Origin of the sequence: Pseudomonas sp. LFS074 (genome assembly GCF_047978165.1) — a bacterium.
Lineage (GTDB): Bacteria > Pseudomonadota > Gammaproteobacteria > Pseudomonadales > Pseudomonadaceae > Aquipseudomonas > Aquipseudomonas putida_P.
Genome location: NZ_JBFPFV010000001.1, coordinates 2,249,118 through 2,265,710, shown reverse-complemented (window position 1 = coordinate 2,265,710; position 16,593 = coordinate 2,249,118). Strand labels below are relative to the sequence as shown.

16 protein-coding genes are annotated in these 16,593 nt (G+C 62.8%); 14 read left to right on the top strand and 2 right to left on the bottom strand.

Annotation, left to right across the window (positions count from 1 at the left end):
- Positions 1-55 precede the first annotated feature (55 nt).
- From ACNQP3_RS10460 to ACNQP3_RS10440, 5 genes are read left to right on the top strand one after another with little or no spacing between them, the layout of a single operon-like run.
- Positions 56-478 carry a nuclear transport factor 2 family protein gene (locus ACNQP3_RS10460; protein ID WP_012271752.1) on the top strand — a complete coding sequence of 141 codons (423 nt, stop codon included), beginning with the start codon at positions 56-58 and terminating at the stop codon, positions 476-478.
- Positions 475-1,227 carry an SDR family NAD(P)-dependent oxidoreductase gene (locus ACNQP3_RS10455; protein ID WP_012271751.1) on the top strand — a complete coding sequence of 251 codons (753 nt, stop codon included), beginning with the start codon at positions 475-477 and terminating at the stop codon, positions 1,225-1,227. Before ACNQP3_RS10460 ends, ACNQP3_RS10455 begins: the two co-directional genes overlap by 4 nt.
- Before the next feature lie 3 nt (positions 1,228-1,230).
- Entirely contained in the window at positions 1,231-2,478 is a 1,248-nt protein-coding gene (locus ACNQP3_RS10450; protein WP_069942772.1) for an NAD(P)/FAD-dependent oxidoreductase, read from the top strand.
- The gene (locus ACNQP3_RS10445) at positions 2,475-3,287 is read left to right on the top strand and encodes a DUF1365 domain-containing protein (protein WP_069942773.1); all 813 of its coding nucleotides are present in this window, start codon (positions 2,475-2,477) and stop codon (positions 3,285-3,287) included. Before ACNQP3_RS10450 ends, ACNQP3_RS10445 begins: the two co-directional genes overlap by 4 nt.
- Positions 3,262-4,524 carry an SAM-dependent methyltransferase gene (locus ACNQP3_RS10440; protein ID WP_012271748.1) on the top strand — a complete coding sequence of 421 codons (1,263 nt, stop codon included), beginning with the start codon at positions 3,262-3,264 and terminating at the stop codon, positions 4,522-4,524. Before ACNQP3_RS10445 ends, ACNQP3_RS10440 begins: the two co-directional genes overlap by 26 nt.
- A 7-nt stretch (positions 4,525-4,531) precedes the next feature.
- Here the strand turns inward: ACNQP3_RS10440 and ACNQP3_RS10435 are convergent, their stop codons facing one another.
- A complete protein-coding gene (locus tag ACNQP3_RS10435; RefSeq protein WP_060515560.1) occupies positions 4,532-5,416 on the bottom strand; it encodes a LysR family transcriptional regulator in 885 nt (294 codons plus the stop codon).
- Between the two features lie 146 nt (positions 5,417-5,562).
- On the opposite strand from ACNQP3_RS10435, the gene ACNQP3_RS10430 reads away from it, so the two are divergent.
- Positions 5,563-6,582: an alpha/beta hydrolase gene (locus ACNQP3_RS10430; RefSeq protein ID WP_012271746.1), complete on the top strand. Its 1,020-nt coding sequence runs from the start codon at positions 5,563-5,565 to the stop codon at positions 6,580-6,582.
- A gap of 64 nt (positions 6,583-6,646) precedes the next feature.
- Here ACNQP3_RS10430 and ACNQP3_RS10425 read toward each other — a convergent pair whose 3' ends face one another.
- The gene (locus ACNQP3_RS10425; RefSeq protein ID WP_012271745.1) at positions 6,647-6,940 is read right to left on the bottom strand and encodes a DUF1330 domain-containing protein; all 294 of its coding nucleotides are present in this window, start codon (positions 6,938-6,940) and stop codon (positions 6,647-6,649) included.
- A gap of 78 nt (positions 6,941-7,018) precedes the next feature.
- Here ACNQP3_RS10425 and ribBA point away from each other — a divergent pair, with 78 nt between their 5' ends.
- The 8 genes from ribBA (at position 7,019) to ACNQP3_RS10385 (ending at position 16,560) form a co-directional block, all read left to right on the top strand.
- Entirely contained in the window at positions 7,019-8,140 is a 1,122-nt protein-coding gene (gene ribBA / locus ACNQP3_RS10420; RefSeq protein WP_264316991.1) for a bifunctional 3,4-dihydroxy-2-butanone-4-phosphate synthase/GTP cyclohydrolase II, read from the top strand.
- 356 nt (positions 8,141-8,496) lie between these two features.
- Positions 8,497-9,522: an ABC transporter substrate-binding protein gene (locus ACNQP3_RS10415; protein ID WP_012271743.1), complete on the top strand. Its 1,026-nt coding sequence runs from the start codon at positions 8,497-8,499 to the stop codon at positions 9,520-9,522.
- Positions 9,519-10,436 carry an ABC transporter permease gene (locus tag ACNQP3_RS10410; RefSeq protein WP_060492782.1) on the top strand — a complete coding sequence of 306 codons (918 nt, stop codon included), beginning with the start codon at positions 9,519-9,521 and terminating at the stop codon, positions 10,434-10,436. Before ACNQP3_RS10415 ends, ACNQP3_RS10410 begins: the two co-directional genes overlap by 4 nt.
- Before the next feature lie 6 nt (positions 10,437-10,442).
- Positions 10,443-11,249, top strand: a complete 807-nt coding sequence (locus tag ACNQP3_RS10405; RefSeq protein ID WP_012271741.1) for an ABC transporter permease — start codon at positions 10,443-10,445, stop codon at positions 11,247-11,249.
- A 17-nt stretch (positions 11,250-11,266) separates the two neighbouring features.
- Complete coding sequence (locus ACNQP3_RS10400; protein ID WP_012271740.1) at positions 11,267-12,415, top strand: ABC transporter ATP-binding protein; 1,149 nt, start codon at positions 11,267-11,269, stop codon at positions 12,413-12,415.
- Positions 12,416-12,528: 113 nt separating this feature from the next.
- Positions 12,529-13,836, top strand: a complete 1,308-nt coding sequence (locus ACNQP3_RS10395; protein WP_012271739.1) for a substrate-binding domain-containing protein — start codon at positions 12,529-12,531, stop codon at positions 13,834-13,836.
- A gap of 166 nt (positions 13,837-14,002) precedes the next feature.
- Positions 14,003-15,067, top strand: a complete 1,065-nt coding sequence (locus ACNQP3_RS10390; protein ID WP_060492785.1) for a TerC family protein — start codon at positions 14,003-14,005, stop codon at positions 15,065-15,067.
- 140 nt (positions 15,068-15,207) lie between these two features.
- The gene (locus tag ACNQP3_RS10385) at positions 15,208-16,560 is read left to right on the top strand and encodes an SPFH domain-containing protein (protein WP_060515563.1); all 1,353 of its coding nucleotides are present in this window, start codon (positions 15,208-15,210) and stop codon (positions 16,558-16,560) included.
- Positions 16,561-16,593 lie beyond the last annotated feature (33 nt).

Sequence of the window (16,593 nt, the reverse complement as noted above, 5' to 3'; positions counted from 1 at the left end):
CCAGAGACCTGCACTATACCTTGTACAACAAATTAATTTTGTACAGGTATTGTGCATGTCCACCTACCTGCAATCCTTCGCCGAACGCTTTGCCACGCTGGATACGCACAACCTCGACCTGTTGGGTGACCTGTACAGCGAAGACGTCGCCTTCCGCGACCCCTTGCACCAGTTCACCGGGCTTCCCGCGCTGCGGGCTTATTTCGCCCAGCTATACGCTAAGGTTTCCGACTGCCACTACCGCTTCGAGGGCACCGACGAACTACAGCCGGGCCATGGCTACATTCGCTGGACGTTGCACTATCGCCACCCGCAACTGGCCAGCGGGCAACTGATCAGCCTGCAAGGCTGCAGCCACCTGCGCTGGCATGAGCGGGTGTATTTTCACCAGGACTACTTCGACGCCGGCGCCCTGCTGTACGAACATCTGCCGATCATGGGCAGCGCGATTCGCTGGCTCAAAGGCAGGCTGGCATGAGCCGTTGCTGGCTGACCGGTGCCAGCAGTGGCATGGGTGCCGCGCTGGCGTTGCACCTGCTGGAACAAGGCCACCAGGTAGCGTTGGGCGCACGCCGGGCAGACAAGCTGACAGCACTGGCCGAACGGTTTCCGGACCAGGTACTGCTGGCAGTCGGCGATATCGATCAACCTGGGCAAGTGGCGCGAATCGCCGAGCAGATCGAGCACGCCTGGGGCGCACTGGACCAAGTGATTCTCAATGCGGGCACTTGCGAGTACCTGGAGCCTGGGCACTTCGACCCTGCCCTGATCGACCGAGTGATACGCACCAACCTGACCGGCACCAGCTTATGCCTTGCCGCCGCCCTGCCCTTGCTGCGCCACGGCCAGCGGCCACACCTGGTGGTCATGGGCAGCTCGGTGAGCTGGCTGGCATTGCCGCGTGCGGGTGCCTATGGTGCCTCCAAAGCGGCATTGCGGTACCTGGTCGAGTCCCTGCGCATCGACCTGGTCGGCGAAGGCATCGATGTCACCTTGGTCTGCCCCGGCTTCGTCGACACGCCACTGACCCGCCGCAACGACTTCCCTATGCCCCAGCTGTGGAGCGCCGAGCGCGCCGCCGCCCATATCATCGCGCGCCTGCCACACCGCCCGCTGGAAATAGCCTTCCCCGCCACCTTCACCCTGGTGCTGCGCCTGCTAGGTGCATTGCCGGCGCGCTGGCGCCTTAAGCTGGGCCGCCGCCTGGCGCGCCAACCACAGGGCTGACCCATGCGTATCGCCATCATCGGTAGCGGTATTGCCGGCCTCACCTGTGCCCACCTGCTGTCACGTCGTAACGAGGTCACGGTGTTCGAGGCCGCGAACCGGGTCGGCGGGCATACCCATACCGTCGATGTGCAGTGGCAGGGCCAAGGCTACTCGATAGATACCGGTTTCATCGTCTTCAACGACTGGACCTACCCGCACTTCATCCGCCTGCTCAAGCATCTGGGTGTCGCCTCGCGCCCCACCGAGATGAGCTTTTCGGTGCATGACCCGCGCACGGGGTTCGAGTACAACGGCCACGACCTGGTCACGCTGTTTGCCCAGCGGCGCAACCTGCTGTCCCCGCCATTCTGGGGAATGCTGCGCGATGTGCTGCGCTTCAACCGCGAGGCCACCGCCGACCTGAACCAGCAACGGATCGAGAGCGCCACCACGCTGGGCAGTTATCTGCATGCCCAAGGCTATGGGCGGCGCTTCATCGACCATTACATCGTGCCGATGGGCTCAGCGATCTGGTCGATGTCGCCGGCCGATATGCTGGGCTTCCCGTTGCAGTTTTTCGTGCGGTTCTGTAACAACCACGGCTTGCTGTCGGTCAACCATCGCCCGCAATGGCAGGTTGTCGACGCAGGCTCACGCGCGTACCTCAGGCCTCTGTGCCAGCCCTTTGCCGAACGCATCCGGCTGAGCTGCCCGGTGCATCAGGTAAAACGTGACGACCTCGGCGTGACGGTTACCTGGGACAGCGGTAATGAGCGATTCGACAAGGTGGTATTTGCCTGTCACAGCGACCAGGCACTGGCCCTGCTGGCACCGCCAAGCGAACATGAGCGCGCCATCCTGGGTGCCATCCACTACGCCAGCAACGACGTGGTGCTGCACACCGACACGCGCCTGCTGCCACAACGGCGCAGGGCCTGGGCCAGCTGGAACTACCGCCTGGGCGGCAACGCGCAGGCGCCAGCCGCACTCACCTACAACATGAACATCCTTCAGGGCATCAAGGCGCCGGCCACGTTCTGCGTAAGCCTCAACCAGACCGCGCAGGTGGACCCTGCACAGATACTTGCCCGCTTCGAGTATGCCCACCCGCAGTACAGCCTTGACGCTCTGACGGCACAGGCTCGGCAGGGCGAACTGCAGGGGCGTTTGCACAGTTATTACTGCGGCGCCTACTGGGGCAATGGTTTTCACGAAGACGGGGTGCTAAGCGCGCTGAACGTCGCCCAGCACTTTGGAGAACAGTTGTGAACAGCAACCTGTGCCAGGGCTGGCTGAGCCACCGGCGGCTGAGCCCACGCTACCATGCGTTTCGTTACCGGGTTGGCATGTTTTACCTGGATCTCAACGAACAACCCCAGCTCCTGCGCCTGTCCCGCTGGCTTGGGAGCTCCCGGCTGGCCCCACTGTGCTGGCGTGAAACCGACTATCTGCCGGCGCTGACCCGCCAGGGCAGACCACTGGCCGAGGCCGCACGGCTGATGGTCGGTCAGGCTATCGGCCAAGCACCCGAAGGCGCCGTGCACCTGCTGACCCAACCGCGCTGCTGGGGGCTGTCGTTCAACCCAGTGAGTGTCTATTTCTGCCATGACCGGCAAGGCCAGCTCGCGGCTATTTTGCTGGAAGTGCGCAACACCCCCTGGCGTGAACGTTTCCACTATGTACTGCCCGTGAACGATGGCCTGAGCCAGACATTTACCCTGGCCAAAGCCTTCCATGTCTCGCCGTTCATGCCACTGAACATGGACTACCACCTGCAGTTCGCCCTCGATGCACAGCGGGTGCGCATCCACATGCAGAACTGGCGCGCCGGGCACAAGGTGTTCGAAGCCGACCTGGCGCTGCAACGTCAGCCGCTGGACCGCGCGGCCTTGCAGCGGCACATCCTGAGCTTTCCGTGGATGAGCCTGCGCACCCTCTCCGGCATTTACTGGCAGGCCCTGCGCCTGCTGCTGAAACGTACCCCTCTACATGACCATATCGCCAGCCAGCACGACCTGGCATTCGGCCAACCTGCCCGCGAGGAGCCCGACCATGCCCGAACCGACCCTGAGCGTTAGCAAATCGGCAAGCATTGCCCCGCTGCTCGGCGGCCTGGCCAGGCGCGCAGTGCTCGCGCAGTTGCGCCAACTGCGCCACGGCAACCTGCGCCTGATCTGCCAAGGCCAGCAATGGACGTTCGGCGACGTTGCCAGCCCGCTTTACGCGGAAGTGGAAGTGATTGATGACGCCGCCTGGGGCCTGGTCGCCGGCAATGGTTCGATTGGTGCCGGAGAAGGCTATATTCACGGCTACTGGCGCAGCTCGGACCTGGCAGCTGTCACCCGGTTGTTCGTTGCCAACCTGGATGTTCTCGATGCCATGGAGGGCGGCCTGGCACGCCTGGCGCGCCCGGCCCTGCGCCTGCTGCACCGCCTCAACCGCAACAGCCGGCGCGGCGCGCGGCGCAATATCCTGGCGCATTACGACCTGGGCAATGACCTGTTCGAGCGCCTGCTGGACCCCACCATGATGTACTCCGCTGCGCAGTTCGACAGCCCCGGGCAAACCCTGGAGCAGGCCCAGACCAGCAAGCTGCGACGCATCTGCCAGAAACTTGAACTCAAGCCCGACGACCATCTGCTGGAGATCGGCAGCGGCTGGGGCAGCCTGGCCATCCACGCCGCACTGCAGCATGGCTGCCGGGTCACCACCGCCACGCTCTCGGCGGCGCAGTACGCCCATACCCTGCAGCGGGTCAAGGCCCTGGGCCTGGAGCAGCGCATCACCGTACTGCTCGAGGACTATCGCGACCTGCGCGGGCGCTTCGACAAGCTGGTATCGATCGAAATGATCGAAGCTGTCGGCCACCGCTACCTGCCGACCTACTTTCGCCAGTGCGCGTCGCTGCTCAAGGATGATGGCCTGATGCTGGTGCAAGCCATCACCATCCGCGACCAGCGCTACGCCCAGGCCAGGCGCTCGGTGGATTTTATCCAGCGCTATATTTTCCCCGGCGGCGCCTTGCCTTCGCTGAGCGTGCTGCTGGACACCGCCAGCCGCCAGACCGCGCTGAACCTGGTACACCTGGAGGATTTCGGCCAGGACTACGCGCGCACGCTGCGCCATTGGCGCGACAACCTGCGCCTGGCGCGCTCGGAACTAACGATGCTGGGGTATGACGATACCTTTCAGCGCTTGTGGGAGTTCTACCTGTGCTATTGCCAGGGCGGTTTCGAAGAACGCACCATCGGCGTGGCGCAACTGCTCTGGGCCGGGCCACAGGCGCGCAAGGCACCACTGCTGGCCCTGTGCTGAGGTAAACCTATAGTTGCACCAACCGCTCACGCAAGAAGTCGACAAAACCCTGCACCGGCCGCGCTACCTGCCGGTGCTGCGGATACACCGCTGATAACTGCAACGCCGGCGGCGTCCATTCTTCAAGCACACTCACCAGCCGCCCATCCGCCAACGCCTGGCCAACGATGAAGGTCGGCAGGTAGGTCACCCCCATGCCGGCGATGGCCGCATCCCTGAGCAACTCGCCGTTGTTGGCACGCATGCGCCCTGTCACCTGAATCGCCTGCGCCTTGCCGCCCTGGCGAAACTGCCACTGCACCTGTCGCGAATGCCCATAGGGCAGGCAGTCATGCCCGGCCAGATCCTCCGGTATTACTGGTACTGCCCGCGCCTGCAGGTATGCCGGACTCGCGCAGTAGACGCGCTCGACATTGGCAATACGCCGCGCAATCAGGCTGGAGTCCTCCAGCGCGCCAATGCGCAGCGCCAGGTCGTAGCCCTCGCCGATCAGGTCCACGGCGCGGTCGCTGAGGTCCACCTCTACATCTACTTGCGGGTGCAGTTGAAGAAACTCGGTCAGCAGGCAACCCAGGTGCGACATGGCGAACGACAGCGGCGCACTCAGGCGCAAGGTGCCGCGCAAGGCCTGGGCCTGGCCGCTGATGTCGTGCTCTACCTGCTGCACCTCACCCAACAAGCGCAAGGCCGACTGGTAGTAGTGCTGGCCCAGCGGTGTGGCATCCAGGCGCCGGGTGGAGCGGTTGAGCAGGCGAACGCCAAGGCGCTCCTCGAGCTGCATCAGGCGTCGGCTGACCGATTGCTTCGACATGCCCAGGCGGTCGGCGGCGGCGGTGAAACTGCCAGCCTCCATGACCTGGGCGAAGATCCGCATGTCTTCGTAAGGGTTCATTGTCTCGCTCATAGTGACAGTCAAACGCTTTATAGCGGCTTTTTCCTGCAAGTGCACCTGCCTAATCTACGCACAAGTCGCAGCGATGGCCCAGCAGGCCAGGCAAGACGCCCACTACCACCACTTGCATAGAAAAGGATTCGCTCATGAACATTGTCCACAAGGCCCTCACCGCCTCCCTCTTGGCCCTGTCCGTTTCCAGCGCCTTCGCCGCTGGCAGCCCTGGTGTCGAACAACACACTCAGGCCTTCCTCGAAGCCCTGGAAAAAGGGGGTGGCAAGCCGCTGGAGCAACTCAGCCCAACAGACGCCCGCGCAGTGCTGACCGGCGCTCAGGCCTCGGTCAAGGTCGACCTTTCGGGCATCGAGGTAAAGGAGCGCACCATCCAGGCCAATGGCGAGTCGATCAAGCTGCAAGTAGTGCGCCCGGCCAACGCGAAGGGTGACCTGCCAGTGTTCATGTTCTTCCACGGTGGCGGCTGGGTGCTGGGCGACTTCCCCACCCACCAGCGGCTGATCCGCGACCTGGTAGTCGGCTCGGGTGCGGTGGCGGTCTACGTGGACTACACCCCATCGCCGGAAGCGCACTACCCGACGGCCATCAACCAGGCCTACGCCGCGACCCGCTGGGTGGCCGAGCATGGCAAGGCGATCGGCGTGGACGGCAAGCGCCTGGCCGTGGCCGGCAACAGCGTCGGCGGCAACATGGCGGCAGTCGTGGCGCTGAAAGCCAAAGAGGCCGGCACCCCTGCGCTGCGCTTCCAGCTGCTGCTGTGGCCGGTGACCGATGCGAGTTTCGAGACTGCCTCGTACAAGCAATTTGCCGAAGGGCACTTCCTGACCACAGGGATGATGAAGTGGTTCTGGGACAGCTACACCTCCGATACCAGTGCCCGTGCGCAGGTCTACGCATCGCCGCTGCGGGCCAGCACTGAGCAGCTCAAAGGCTTGCCGCCAGCACTGGTACAAACGGCTGAGTTCGATGTGTTGCGTGATGAAGGTGAGGCTTATGCCCGCAAGCTGAATGCTGCCGGTGTGACGGTTACCTCAGTGCGCTACAACGGCATGATCCATGACTATGGGCTGCTCAACCCACTGAGCCAGGTGCCGGCAGTGAAGGCGGCGATGCGCCAGGCGGCCGGTGAACTGAAAGTACACCTTCAATAACCTTATCCACCCATGCGGCAGGGCCTGGTGCCCTGCCGGTCCGGGAGAGCCGTGAGACCATCACTCAAGGCTCGAACCCTTCGACAATGATCACTTCGGCCTTCGCCACACCTTGGCGATGGCTGCACGCTTGCTGGTACAACTCGGACCGGTAACACGCCACCGCCTGCTCGTACGAATCGAACTCGATCACCACGCTACGCTGGGGGGTAGACCGCCCTTCCATCGCCTCGCTGCGCCCACCACGGGCCAGGAAGCGGCCGCCGAACGCCTTGAAGGCAGCCGGGGCACGCTGGGTGTACTGCTGGTATTGCTCGGGGTCGGTCACGTCCACATGGGCGATCCAGTAAGCCTTCATCTGCTGCTCTCCTCTTAAGGCGATATTTATGTATGATGGTATACCATAATAATCACCCCACCACAGTGAGCGTGCAACATGGCTTTCAACACCATCGAGGAACTTCTCGAGGACTACCGGCAAGGCAAGATGGTCCTGCTGGTGGATGACGAGGACCGGGAAAACGAAGGCGACCTGTTGATCGCCGCCGAGCGTTGCGACGCCCAGGCCATCAACTTCATGGCCCGCCAAGCGCGTGGGCTGATCTGCCTGACCTTGACCGACGAGCACTGCCAGCGCCTGGGCCTGGAGCAGATGGTACCGGCTAACGGCAGCGTCTTCAGCACCGCGTTCACCGTGTCGATCGAGGCGGCCACGGGTGTCACCACCGGTATTTCCGCTGCCGACCGGGCGCGCACCGTGGCAGCGGCCATGGCCCCCAACGCGCGCCCCGAAGACCTGGTGCAACCGGGCCACATTTTCCCCCTGCGCGCCCGCGAAGGCGGCGTGCTGACCCGCGCCGGCCATACCGAAGCCGGCTGCGACCTGGCACGGCTGGCAGGCTTCAGCCCGGCTTCGGTGATCGTCGAAGTGCTCAACGACGACGGCACCATGGCCCGCCGCCCGGACCTGGAAGTGTTCGCTGCCCAGCATGGCATCAAGATCGGCACCATTGCCGACCTGATCCACTACCGCCTGAGCACCGAGCAGACCATCAAGCGCATCGGCGAACGCGAGCTGCCGACCGTGCATGGCATCTTCCGCCTGGTCAGCTATGAAGACCGCATCGAAGGTGGTGTGCACATGGCCATGGTCATGGGCGGCATCCGTCGCGAACAACCGACCTTGGTGCGGGTGCACGTAATCGACCCACTGCGCGACCTGGTCGGTGCTGAATATGCAGGCCCGGCCAACTGGACGCTGTGGGCGGCGTTGCAGAAGGTGGCCGAGGAAGGTGCTGGCGTGGTGGTAATCCTGGCCAACCATGAGTCCTCCCAGGCATTGCTTGAACGCATACCGCAGTTGACTCAGCCGGTACGGCCTTACCAGCGTGGGCAGTCGAAGGTGTATTCCGAGGTGGGCACCGGCGCGCAGATTCTGCAGGACCTTGGCGTTGGCAAACTGCGTCACCTGGGGCCACCGCTGAAATACGCGGGCCTGGCGGGATATGAGCTGGAAGTGGTGCAGAGCATCCCGTTCGAGCCAGGTCTTCCAAGCTGACACCACCCCTTGTAGGAGCGGCCTTGTGTCGCGAAAGGGCCGCAGAGCGGCCCCAGCAATCTGTGCATCTGCTGAAATCCTGGGGCCGCTTCACGGCCCTTTCGCGACACAAGGCCGCTCCTACAAAAGCAGACCGCGACAAATTGAAGAGGTCGGAGTGATGGCCGGTCGCCTCACACCTCTTGCCAAAAGTTTGGAATACCATAATATGATATCCCGTAGACCTTAAATCTGCAGGCCGGCACCTACACTTAAAAACGGCCACCCGGACACTTTGTTTTTGCTGCTCCCCGAACACTGTTGGCGGGCGCACCACAAGCCCCGCCTCGAATAACAAAAGCAACGAGGGCGTAACCATGCTGTTGAGCAAACGTGTAACCGCAGTGCTGTCCGCCAGCCTGCTGACCCTGGCATGTCAGGCCGCCCAGGCCGCCGACAGCCTGAACTTCGTCAGCTGGGGCGGTACCACCCAGGACGCCCAGAAAGAAGCGTGGGCCGTACCGTTCAGCAAAGCCACCGACATCAAGGTCGTGCAGGACGGCCCCACCGACTACGGCAAGCTCAAGGCCATGGTCGAGAGCGGCAACGTGCAGTGGGATGTGGTTGACGTCGAAGCCGACTTTGCCCTGCGTGCCGCCAGCGAAGGCCTGCTCGAACCCCTCGATTTCAACCAGATAAAGCGCGACAAGATCGACCCGCGGTTCGTCTCCGACCACGGCGTCGGCTCGTTCTTCTTCTCCTTCGTACTCGGCTACAACGAAGGCAAGCTCGGTGCCAACAAACCGGTGGACTGGACCGCGCTGTTCGACACTAAGACCTACCCCGGCAAACGTGCCCTGTACAAGTGGCCGAGCCCCGGCGTGCTGGAACTGGCCCTGCTGGCCGACGGCGTAGCCCCAGACAAGCTGTACCCGCTGGACCTGGACCGCGCCTTCAAGAAGCTCGACACCATCAAGAAAGACATCGTCTGGTGGGGCGGCGGTGCCCAGTCGCAACAGCTGCTGGCCTCGGGTGAAGCCTCGCTTGGCCAGTTCTGGAACGGCCGCGTCTATGCCCTGCAGCAAGATGGCGCACCGGTGGGCGTGAGCTGGAAGCAGAACCTGGTCATGGCCGACTTCCTGGTCATTCCCAAAGGCGCCAAGAACAAGGATGCGGCCATGAAGTTCCTGGCCAACGCCAGCAGCGCCGAAGGCCAGGCCGAGTTCGCCAACAAGACCGCCTACGCGCCGGTCAACGTCGACAGCGTGGCCAAGCTGGACAAAGACCTCGCGCCGAACCTGCCAACAGCCTACGCCCAGGACCAGGTCACCCTCGACTTCGCCTACTGGGCCAAGAACGGTCAAGCCATCGCGGCCCGCTGGAATGAGTGGTTGGTCAAATGAAAGTCGCCATCAATGCCCTGCATAACGCGCAAGGTGCCCCCACGGGTGCCGGCGCGCCGGGCACCGCCCCCCGCCGCGCCAGCCTGAGCCAGCGCTGGAAAGGCAGCCGCAACCTGCTGCCGGCCCTGCTGTTCCTTGGCCTGTTCTTCTTCGCCCCGCTGGTCGGCCTGTTGCTGCGCGGGGTGCTTGAGCCAACCCCTGGGCTGGGCAACTACGAGCAACTGTTCGCCAACTCGGCCTACGCACGGGTACTGTTCAACACCTTCTCGGTGGCTGGCGTGGTCACCCTGATCAGCGTACTGCTGGGCTTCCCGCTGGCCTGGGCGATCACCCTGGTGCCCAAGGGCTGGGGCCGCTGGCTGCTGAACATCGTATTGCTGTCGATGTGGACCAGCCTGCTGGCACGCACCTACTCATGGTTGGTGCTGCTGCAGAGCTCGGGGGTGATCAACAAGGCGCTGATGGCCATGGGCATCATCGATGCCCCGCTGGAAATGGTGCACAACCTCACCGGCGTGGTGATCGGCATGAGCTACATCATGATCCCGTTCATCGTGCTGCCGCTGCAGGCGACCATGCACGCCATCGACCCGATGGTGCTGCAGGCGGGCTCCATCTGTGGCGCCAGCCCGTGGACCAACTTCTGGAAGGTATTTCTGCCGCTGTGTCGCTCGGGGCTGTTCTCCGGCGCGCTGATGGTGTTCGTGATGTCGCTCGGTTACTACGTCACCCCGGCGCTGCTGGGCGGTGCACAGAACATGATGCTGCCCGAATTCATCATCCAGCAGGTGCAGTCATTCCTCAACTGGGGCCTGGCCAGCGCCGCCGCCGCACTGCTGGTGGCGATCACCCTGGTGCTCTTCTACCTGTACCTGAAGCTGCAGCCGGAATCCCCGGTTGGCAACGCGAGGTAAACCGCCATGCTTCTGTCTCCCAATGCCATGGGTCGCCCGCTGCGTACGGGCCTGTACCTGACCACCGGGGTCATCGCGGCCTTCCTGCTGCTGCCGGTCGTGTTCATCGTGCTGCTGTCGTTCGGCTCGTCCCAGTGGCTGGTATTCCCGCCGCCAGGCTGGACCTTCAAGTGGTACGGCCAGTTCTTCTCCAACCCGGAGTGGATGGACGCTGCGCTGGCCAGCCTGAAGGTGGCCGTGCTGACCACCCTCGCCGCCGTACTGCTGGGCCTGCCCAGCGCGTTCGCCCTGGTGCGTGGCCGCTTCCCGGGCCGCGAACTGCTGTACGGGCTGTTCACCATGCCGATGATCGTGCCGCTGGTGATCATTGCCGTGGCGGTGTATGCGCTGTTTCTCAAACTTGGCTACACCGGCACGCTGTTCGCCTTCGTGGTCAGCCACGTGATCGTCGCCCTGCCCTTTACCATCATTTCCATCATCAACTCGCTGAAGCTGTTCGACCAGTCGATTGAAGATGCCGCGGTGATCTGCGGTGCCTCGCGCCTGCAGGCGATCTTCAAGGTCACCTTCCCGGCCATCCGCCCCGGCATGATCGCCGGCGGCCTGTTCGCCTTCCTGGTGTCGTGGGATGAAGTGGTGCTGAGCGTGATGATGGCCAGCCCCGACCTGCAGACCCTGCCGGTGAAGATGTGGACCACCCTGCGCCAGGACCTCAGCCCGGTCATTGCCGTGGCCTCGACCCTGCTGATCGGCCTGTCGCTGCTTGTCATGTTCATTGCCGCCGCCTTGCGCCGGCGCACCGAAAACGCCTGAGCGCGGAGAAAACAACAATGAGTGCAGTGATCAAAGACAACGCGCACGGCAAGACCCTGGTCAGCCTGCGCGGCCTGAACAAGCACTACGGCGACTTCACCGCCGTGGACAACCTCGACCTGGAGATCCAGGACGGCGAGTTCCTGACCTTCCTCGGCTCCAGCGGCTCGGGCAAGTCCACCACCCTGTCGATGCTGGCCGGCTTCGAAACACCCAGCAGTGGCGAGATCCTGGTCGACGGCCAATCGCTGGTCAACGTACCACCACACAAGCGTGACATCGGCATGGTGTTCCAGCGCTATTCGCTGTTCCCGCACCTGAACGTGCGCGACAACATCGCCTTCCCGCTGGCCATTCGCAAGCTCGGCGCTGCCGAGACGGCCAAGCGCGTCGACGCCATGCTCAAGCTGGTGCAACTGGAGAAGTTCGCCCACCGTAAACCTTCGCAAATGTCTGGCGGCCAGCAGCAGCGCGTGGCGATTGCCCGGGCGCTGGTGTACGAACCGCGTATCCTGCTGATGGACGAGCCGCTCGGCGCGCTGGACAAAAAGCTGCGAGAAGACCTGCAGGACGAACTGCGTCAGTTGCACCGCCGACTGGGCATTACCATCGTCTACGTCACCCACGACCAGGAAGAAGCCATGCGCCTGTCCCAGCGCATCGCCATTTTCAGCCACGGCAAGATCGTCGGCCTGGGCACCGGTTACGACCTGTACCAAAACCCGCCGAATGCCTTTGTCGCTTCGTTCCTGGGCAACTCCAACTTCCTGCGGATCAAGGCCAGCAGCAATGGCGCAGGCAGTTTCGAGGGGCAGCCGGTAGCCATTCGCCTGACCCCAGGGCTGGCCGCCTCGCAAGATGCACTGATCATGGTGCGCCCGGAGAAGGCCCTGGCCCTGACCGCCGAACAGGCTGCGCGCGCGCCACTGCCAGCGGGCTGGAACGAGGTCAGCGCCAAGGTTGGCGAGGTGCTGTTCCTGGGTGAGAGCCAAACCTGCCATGTGGTGACTGCAGGGGGTACCGAGCTGACGGTGAAGGCGCTGTCAGCCGCAGGCATGCCGATGCAGCCGGGCGACAGCGTAAAGGTGCGTTGGGCAGTGGCGGATGCGTGCATCTATACCGAGTGGGCCGAGAGCGATTTGAGCAAGTCTGCCGGGGCGCATTGAGTTCGCCAGCCACCGAGAAGGGAGGGGCAAAGCCCTCCCCTACGGACTGTCACATTATCATCACGCCACTGTCGTAATCTGCCGGCCAACTCTATGCCACAGGGCCATCCGGCATGCCCCGCCTGCTTGTCTTGCTGCTTATCCTGCTACCGCTTGCGACCTTGGCCGAGCCCCAGCACCTGCGCGTGCAAGGTTCCAACACGATTGGTGCGGCCTTGCTGCCGGCGCTGGTGCAGGGGCAATTGCGCGCGCAGCAAGCCAGCGCCATCGCGCAACAGCCGGGCAAACTGCCCAATGAAACCGTGATCAGTGCGCGCGATGCGCATGGGCAGCCCGTGCGCGTGGACATCGCCGCCCACGGCTCCAGCACCGGCTTCGTTGCCCTGGGCCGGGGCGAGGCCGACCTGGCAGCGGCATCGCGGCCGATCAACGACAGTGAAGTGCGCCAGCTGCAGGCCCTGGGCGACCTGCGTGCTGCCAGCGCTGAACAAGTCATCGGCCTGGATGGCGTCGCGGTCATCGTCCACCCCGACAACCCACTGCCGCAGCTCACCACAAAACAACTGGCGCAGATTTTCTCCGGGCAGATCCAGCGCTGGGAACAATTAGGTGTTTCTGGCGGGGCCATTCACCTGTATGCCCGTGATGACCGTTCCGGTACTTTCGAGACCTTCAAGGCACTGGTGCTGGAACCTCTGCACAGCGAACTGTCGCCCAAGGCCAAGCGCTTCGAGTCCAGTGACGAACTGGCGGCCCAGGTAGGTGCCGACCGCCAGGCCATCGGCTTCAGCAGCCTGGCCGCCGTGCACGGGGCCAAGGTGCTGGCAGTGGCCGAGGGCGACGCACCGGCCATGCTGCCTGAACGCGCACTGGTGGCCAGCGAAGACTACCCGCTATCGCGGCGCCTGTACTTCTACCTGCCGGCCAACCCCAAGCCCCAGTCCAAGGCCCTGGCCGATTTCGCCCAAAGCCCCGCGGGCCAGGCGATCGTCGCCCAGCAGGGTTTCGTTTCGCAGCAGATCAAGGCTCAACCTGTCCCTCCCCAGTCTGATATGCCGCCGCGCTATCGCACCCTCGCCCAGCAGGCGCAGCGGCTGAGCGTGAACTTTCGCTTCCAGGAAGGCAGCGCCAGCCTCGACAACAAGGCCCTGCGCGATGTGCAGCGGGTAGCCGAGTACCTGCGCCAGGCTGGCAAGTTGCAGAGCAAGGCGGTGCTGGTGGGGTTTGGCGACCCCAAGGAGACACCCGGGCGCGCGGCCCTGCTCTCACGCCTGCGCGCGCAAGCAGTGCGGCGCGAGCTGGCGCGCGATGGTGTGGAGGTGCTGGAGGTGACTGGGATGGGCGATGAACTACCCGTGGCCGGCAATGAGCTGGAGCAAGGACGGTTACGTAACCGACGGGTCGAGGTGTGGGTGTATTGAAGGCCAGATCCGAGCCCTGGCAAAGAAATGTAACAGCTCCCTGTTCGGCATCACTGGTAAACGGGTCTAGGCTCAAAATCATGTGATACCGGGCCCCTCTGACGGCTGCCAAGCCGCCATGTCGGATCACTGTTGCCAAGCAACGTCGACATTCAAGGAGGGGCTCATGACAGCTCTGCAAGCATTTCTCACCACCCCGTTCCTCGGTACCAGCGCCTGGTTGTGGCTGGTGTTCATGGCCATCGTCATCGGTTTGCTGGTACTCGACCTGGGCGTGCTGCACCGCCACGACCGGGAAATCGAAATGCGCGAAAGCCTGCTGCTGTATTCAGGCTACTTCAGCGTCGGCGTGCTGTTCGGCGCCGGGGTCTGGTACCAGTTGGGCGCGCAGTCGGCACTGGAGTTCTACACCGGTTTCCTGGTCGAGCAGTCGCTGTCGATGGACAACGTGTTCGTCATGGCAATGATCTTCAGCTACTTTGCCATCCCCCGCCGCTACCAGCACCGCGTGTTGTTCTGGGGCATCCTGGGGGTGGTGTTGCTGCGGGCGATCATGATCGGCGTAGGCGCGGCGTTGGTGCAGAACTTTGCCTGGGTGCTGTACATCTTCGGTGCCTTCCTGCTGTTTACCGGGGTGAAGATGGCGCTGTCCAAGGAAGACAGCCACCCGGACCTGGCCAACAACCCGATCATCAAGTTCGTGCGCCGGCACATGCGGGTCACCGACCAGATCCATGGCTCGCACTTCTTCATCCGCCAGACCCCGCCTGGGCACAGCAAGGCGCTGCGTTATGCCACCCCATTGTTCCTGGCGCTGGTACTGATCGAACTTGCCGATCTAGTGTTTGCGGTCGACAGCGTGCCAGCGATTTTCGCCATTACCCAGGACCCGTTCATTGTCTACACCTCTAACATCTTTGCCATTTTGGGGCTGCGCTCGCTGTACTTCGCGTTGTCGGCGTTGATGCACCGCTTCGTTTATCTCAAGTACGCACTGGCGCTGGTGCTGATCTTCATTGGCTGCAAAATCTTCTACCACGGCATGGTGGGCAAGGTGCCGGCGTTGCTGTCGCTGGGGGTGACGTTCGGGCTGTTGCTGGGTGGGGTGGTGGTTTCGTTGATCAAGACGCGGGGGCAGAACGTGGCGGTCGAGAGTATCCAGCCGTCGCAGGATTCGACGGGGCAGAACAACCTGGGAAAAAAGAAGGACGACCCGCAATTGCGGGCGTGAATGGCTGTTGTGGGGCCGAATCAAATTGGATTCTTCCTAGCTACCGCAGTGATTATTCCTACATAAGGAATTCGGTTCGTCTGATTGTGATCACGGGGCTGAATTAACCAGGATGGGCCTTTCCGCACAAGGAGTGCCCCGTGCAAAAACTGCCCATTCCCGACCTCCCTCAATTACGTGTCAACCGCAAGCAAATTGCCGCCATTGCCATCCCAGTTCTCGCGTTCGGCGCCCTGGCAGCAATATTCAACAACGTATTCTTCTACAACGAAGCAGGCCAGATGACCCACGTTCGTACGATTTTCGGCGAGGAGAAAGTAGTCGAGGACGTAGGCTACGCCACCAAGTGGTTCGGCCGCAGTACAGCTTGGCGACGTACCATCGGCGTTCAGTCCTCCTTGCGCATGGACAACCCGGAAGATACCCGCAGCGGACATCCCTCGATCACGCTGGAAAACCTGCCTATCGTTTTTCTGGGCAACGTCGATGCCAAAGCCGAGTTCAGTAGCCAGTTTCGCCTTCCTTCAGGGGAGGCATTTCTGAAGATTGCCCAGGAATACCGCACGCCTGACAATTTCCTGCAACGTGCACTGTTGCCGGCAGTCAAGGAAACGCTGCAAGCCACAGCCTCCCTGATGAGCGCAGACGACTATTACGCCGGCAACCGCAGCCACTTCGGTGCCGAGTTCGAAAATCAGTTGCGCAACGGCCTGTACTTGACAAGCCGCAAGGAAATTCGCGTTCAGCGCGACAATTATCCTGCTCAAACTGCGATTCTGCAGGCCGGTACCGAACAGGGTAGTTTTGGCGACAACAGTGCAACGCGTTTCATCATTGAGAAGAAGCTCGACAAGAACGGCCAGGAACTGCGCAAGCTGCAACAATTTCGCCTATTCGGCGTTGAGGTGGTGGATGCTCGGGTCACCCATATCGACCCCAATCCGCAGTACCAGCAACGCATGGTGCGGGTGCAGCAAGCACTGGCGGAGCTTGCCGTGGCCCGGCAAAACAGGCTCAAGGAGGAAGAAGAGAAGGAACTGGTTTCTGCACGCGGCGCCAAGGACGTCGAAGCCAAACGCCAGGAGAGTCTACGCCAACAGATTGAGCGTACTACCGAGGCCGAAACCGAAAAACAGCTTGCGCTGATCAACGCAGAGCGGGAGAAACGGCGCGCCGAGATCGACAAGCAGACAGCCGAGCTGCTTCGGGACAAAGCGCGTGTAACGGCAGAAGCGACCAAGATCACAGCCGATGCCGAAGCCTACGCCCGTGAAGCCTCGCTCAAGGCGGACGGTGCCCTGCAAACCAAACTGGATGCGCTGGTGCAGATCAATCGAGCGTGGGCAGAGGCAGCAGCAAAGGCACCGGTGCCGAGTGTCATGATGGGGGGCACCGAACCAGGGATCGGGCGACAGGATGAAATGAGCAAGCTCATGAGTGTACTGGCGACGAAAGCCGCCAAAGACCTGGTAGTGGACCTGAAAACTCAATGAAGCTTTACCGACCGCTTCGCGGGTAAAACCGCG

Coding starts and splice junctions, on each gene's coding strand:
- ACNQP3_RS10425 (WP_012271745.1), bottom strand. CDS start 6,940: ATGAAGGCTTACTGGATCGCCCATGTGGACGTGACCGACCCCGAGCAA.
- ribBA (WP_264316991.1), top strand. CDS start 7,019: ATGGCTTTCAACACCATCGAGGAACTTCTCGAGGACTACCGGCAAGGC.
- ACNQP3_RS10410 (WP_060492782.1), top strand. CDS start 9,519: ATGAAAGTCGCCATCAATGCCCTGCATAACGCGCAAGGTGCCCCCACG.
- ACNQP3_RS10455 (WP_012271751.1), top strand. CDS start 475: ATGAGCCGTTGCTGGCTGACCGGTGCCAGCAGTGGCATGGGTGCCGCG.
- ACNQP3_RS10450 (WP_069942772.1), top strand. CDS start 1,231: ATGCGTATCGCCATCATCGGTAGCGGTATTGCCGGCCTCACCTGTGCC.
- ACNQP3_RS10400 (WP_012271740.1), top strand. CDS start 11,267: ATGAGTGCAGTGATCAAAGACAACGCGCACGGCAAGACCCTGGTCAGC.
- ACNQP3_RS10415 (WP_012271743.1), top strand. CDS start 8,497: ATGCTGTTGAGCAAACGTGTAACCGCAGTGCTGTCCGCCAGCCTGCTG.
- ACNQP3_RS10430 (WP_012271746.1), top strand. CDS start 5,563: ATGAACATTGTCCACAAGGCCCTCACCGCCTCCCTCTTGGCCCTGTCC.
- ACNQP3_RS10395 (WP_012271739.1), top strand. CDS start 12,529: ATGCCCCGCCTGCTTGTCTTGCTGCTTATCCTGCTACCGCTTGCGACC.
- ACNQP3_RS10405 (WP_012271741.1), top strand. CDS start 10,443: ATGCTTCTGTCTCCCAATGCCATGGGTCGCCCGCTGCGTACGGGCCTG.
- ACNQP3_RS10435 (WP_060515560.1), bottom strand. CDS start 5,416: ATGAACCCTTACGAAGACATGCGGATCTTCGCCCAGGTCATGGAGGCT.
- ACNQP3_RS10460 (WP_012271752.1), top strand. CDS start 56: ATGTCCACCTACCTGCAATCCTTCGCCGAACGCTTTGCCACGCTGGAT.
- ACNQP3_RS10390 (WP_060492785.1), top strand. CDS start 14,003: ATGACAGCTCTGCAAGCATTTCTCACCACCCCGTTCCTCGGTACCAGC.
- ACNQP3_RS10440 (WP_012271748.1), top strand. CDS start 3,262: ATGCCCGAACCGACCCTGAGCGTTAGCAAATCGGCAAGCATTGCCCCG.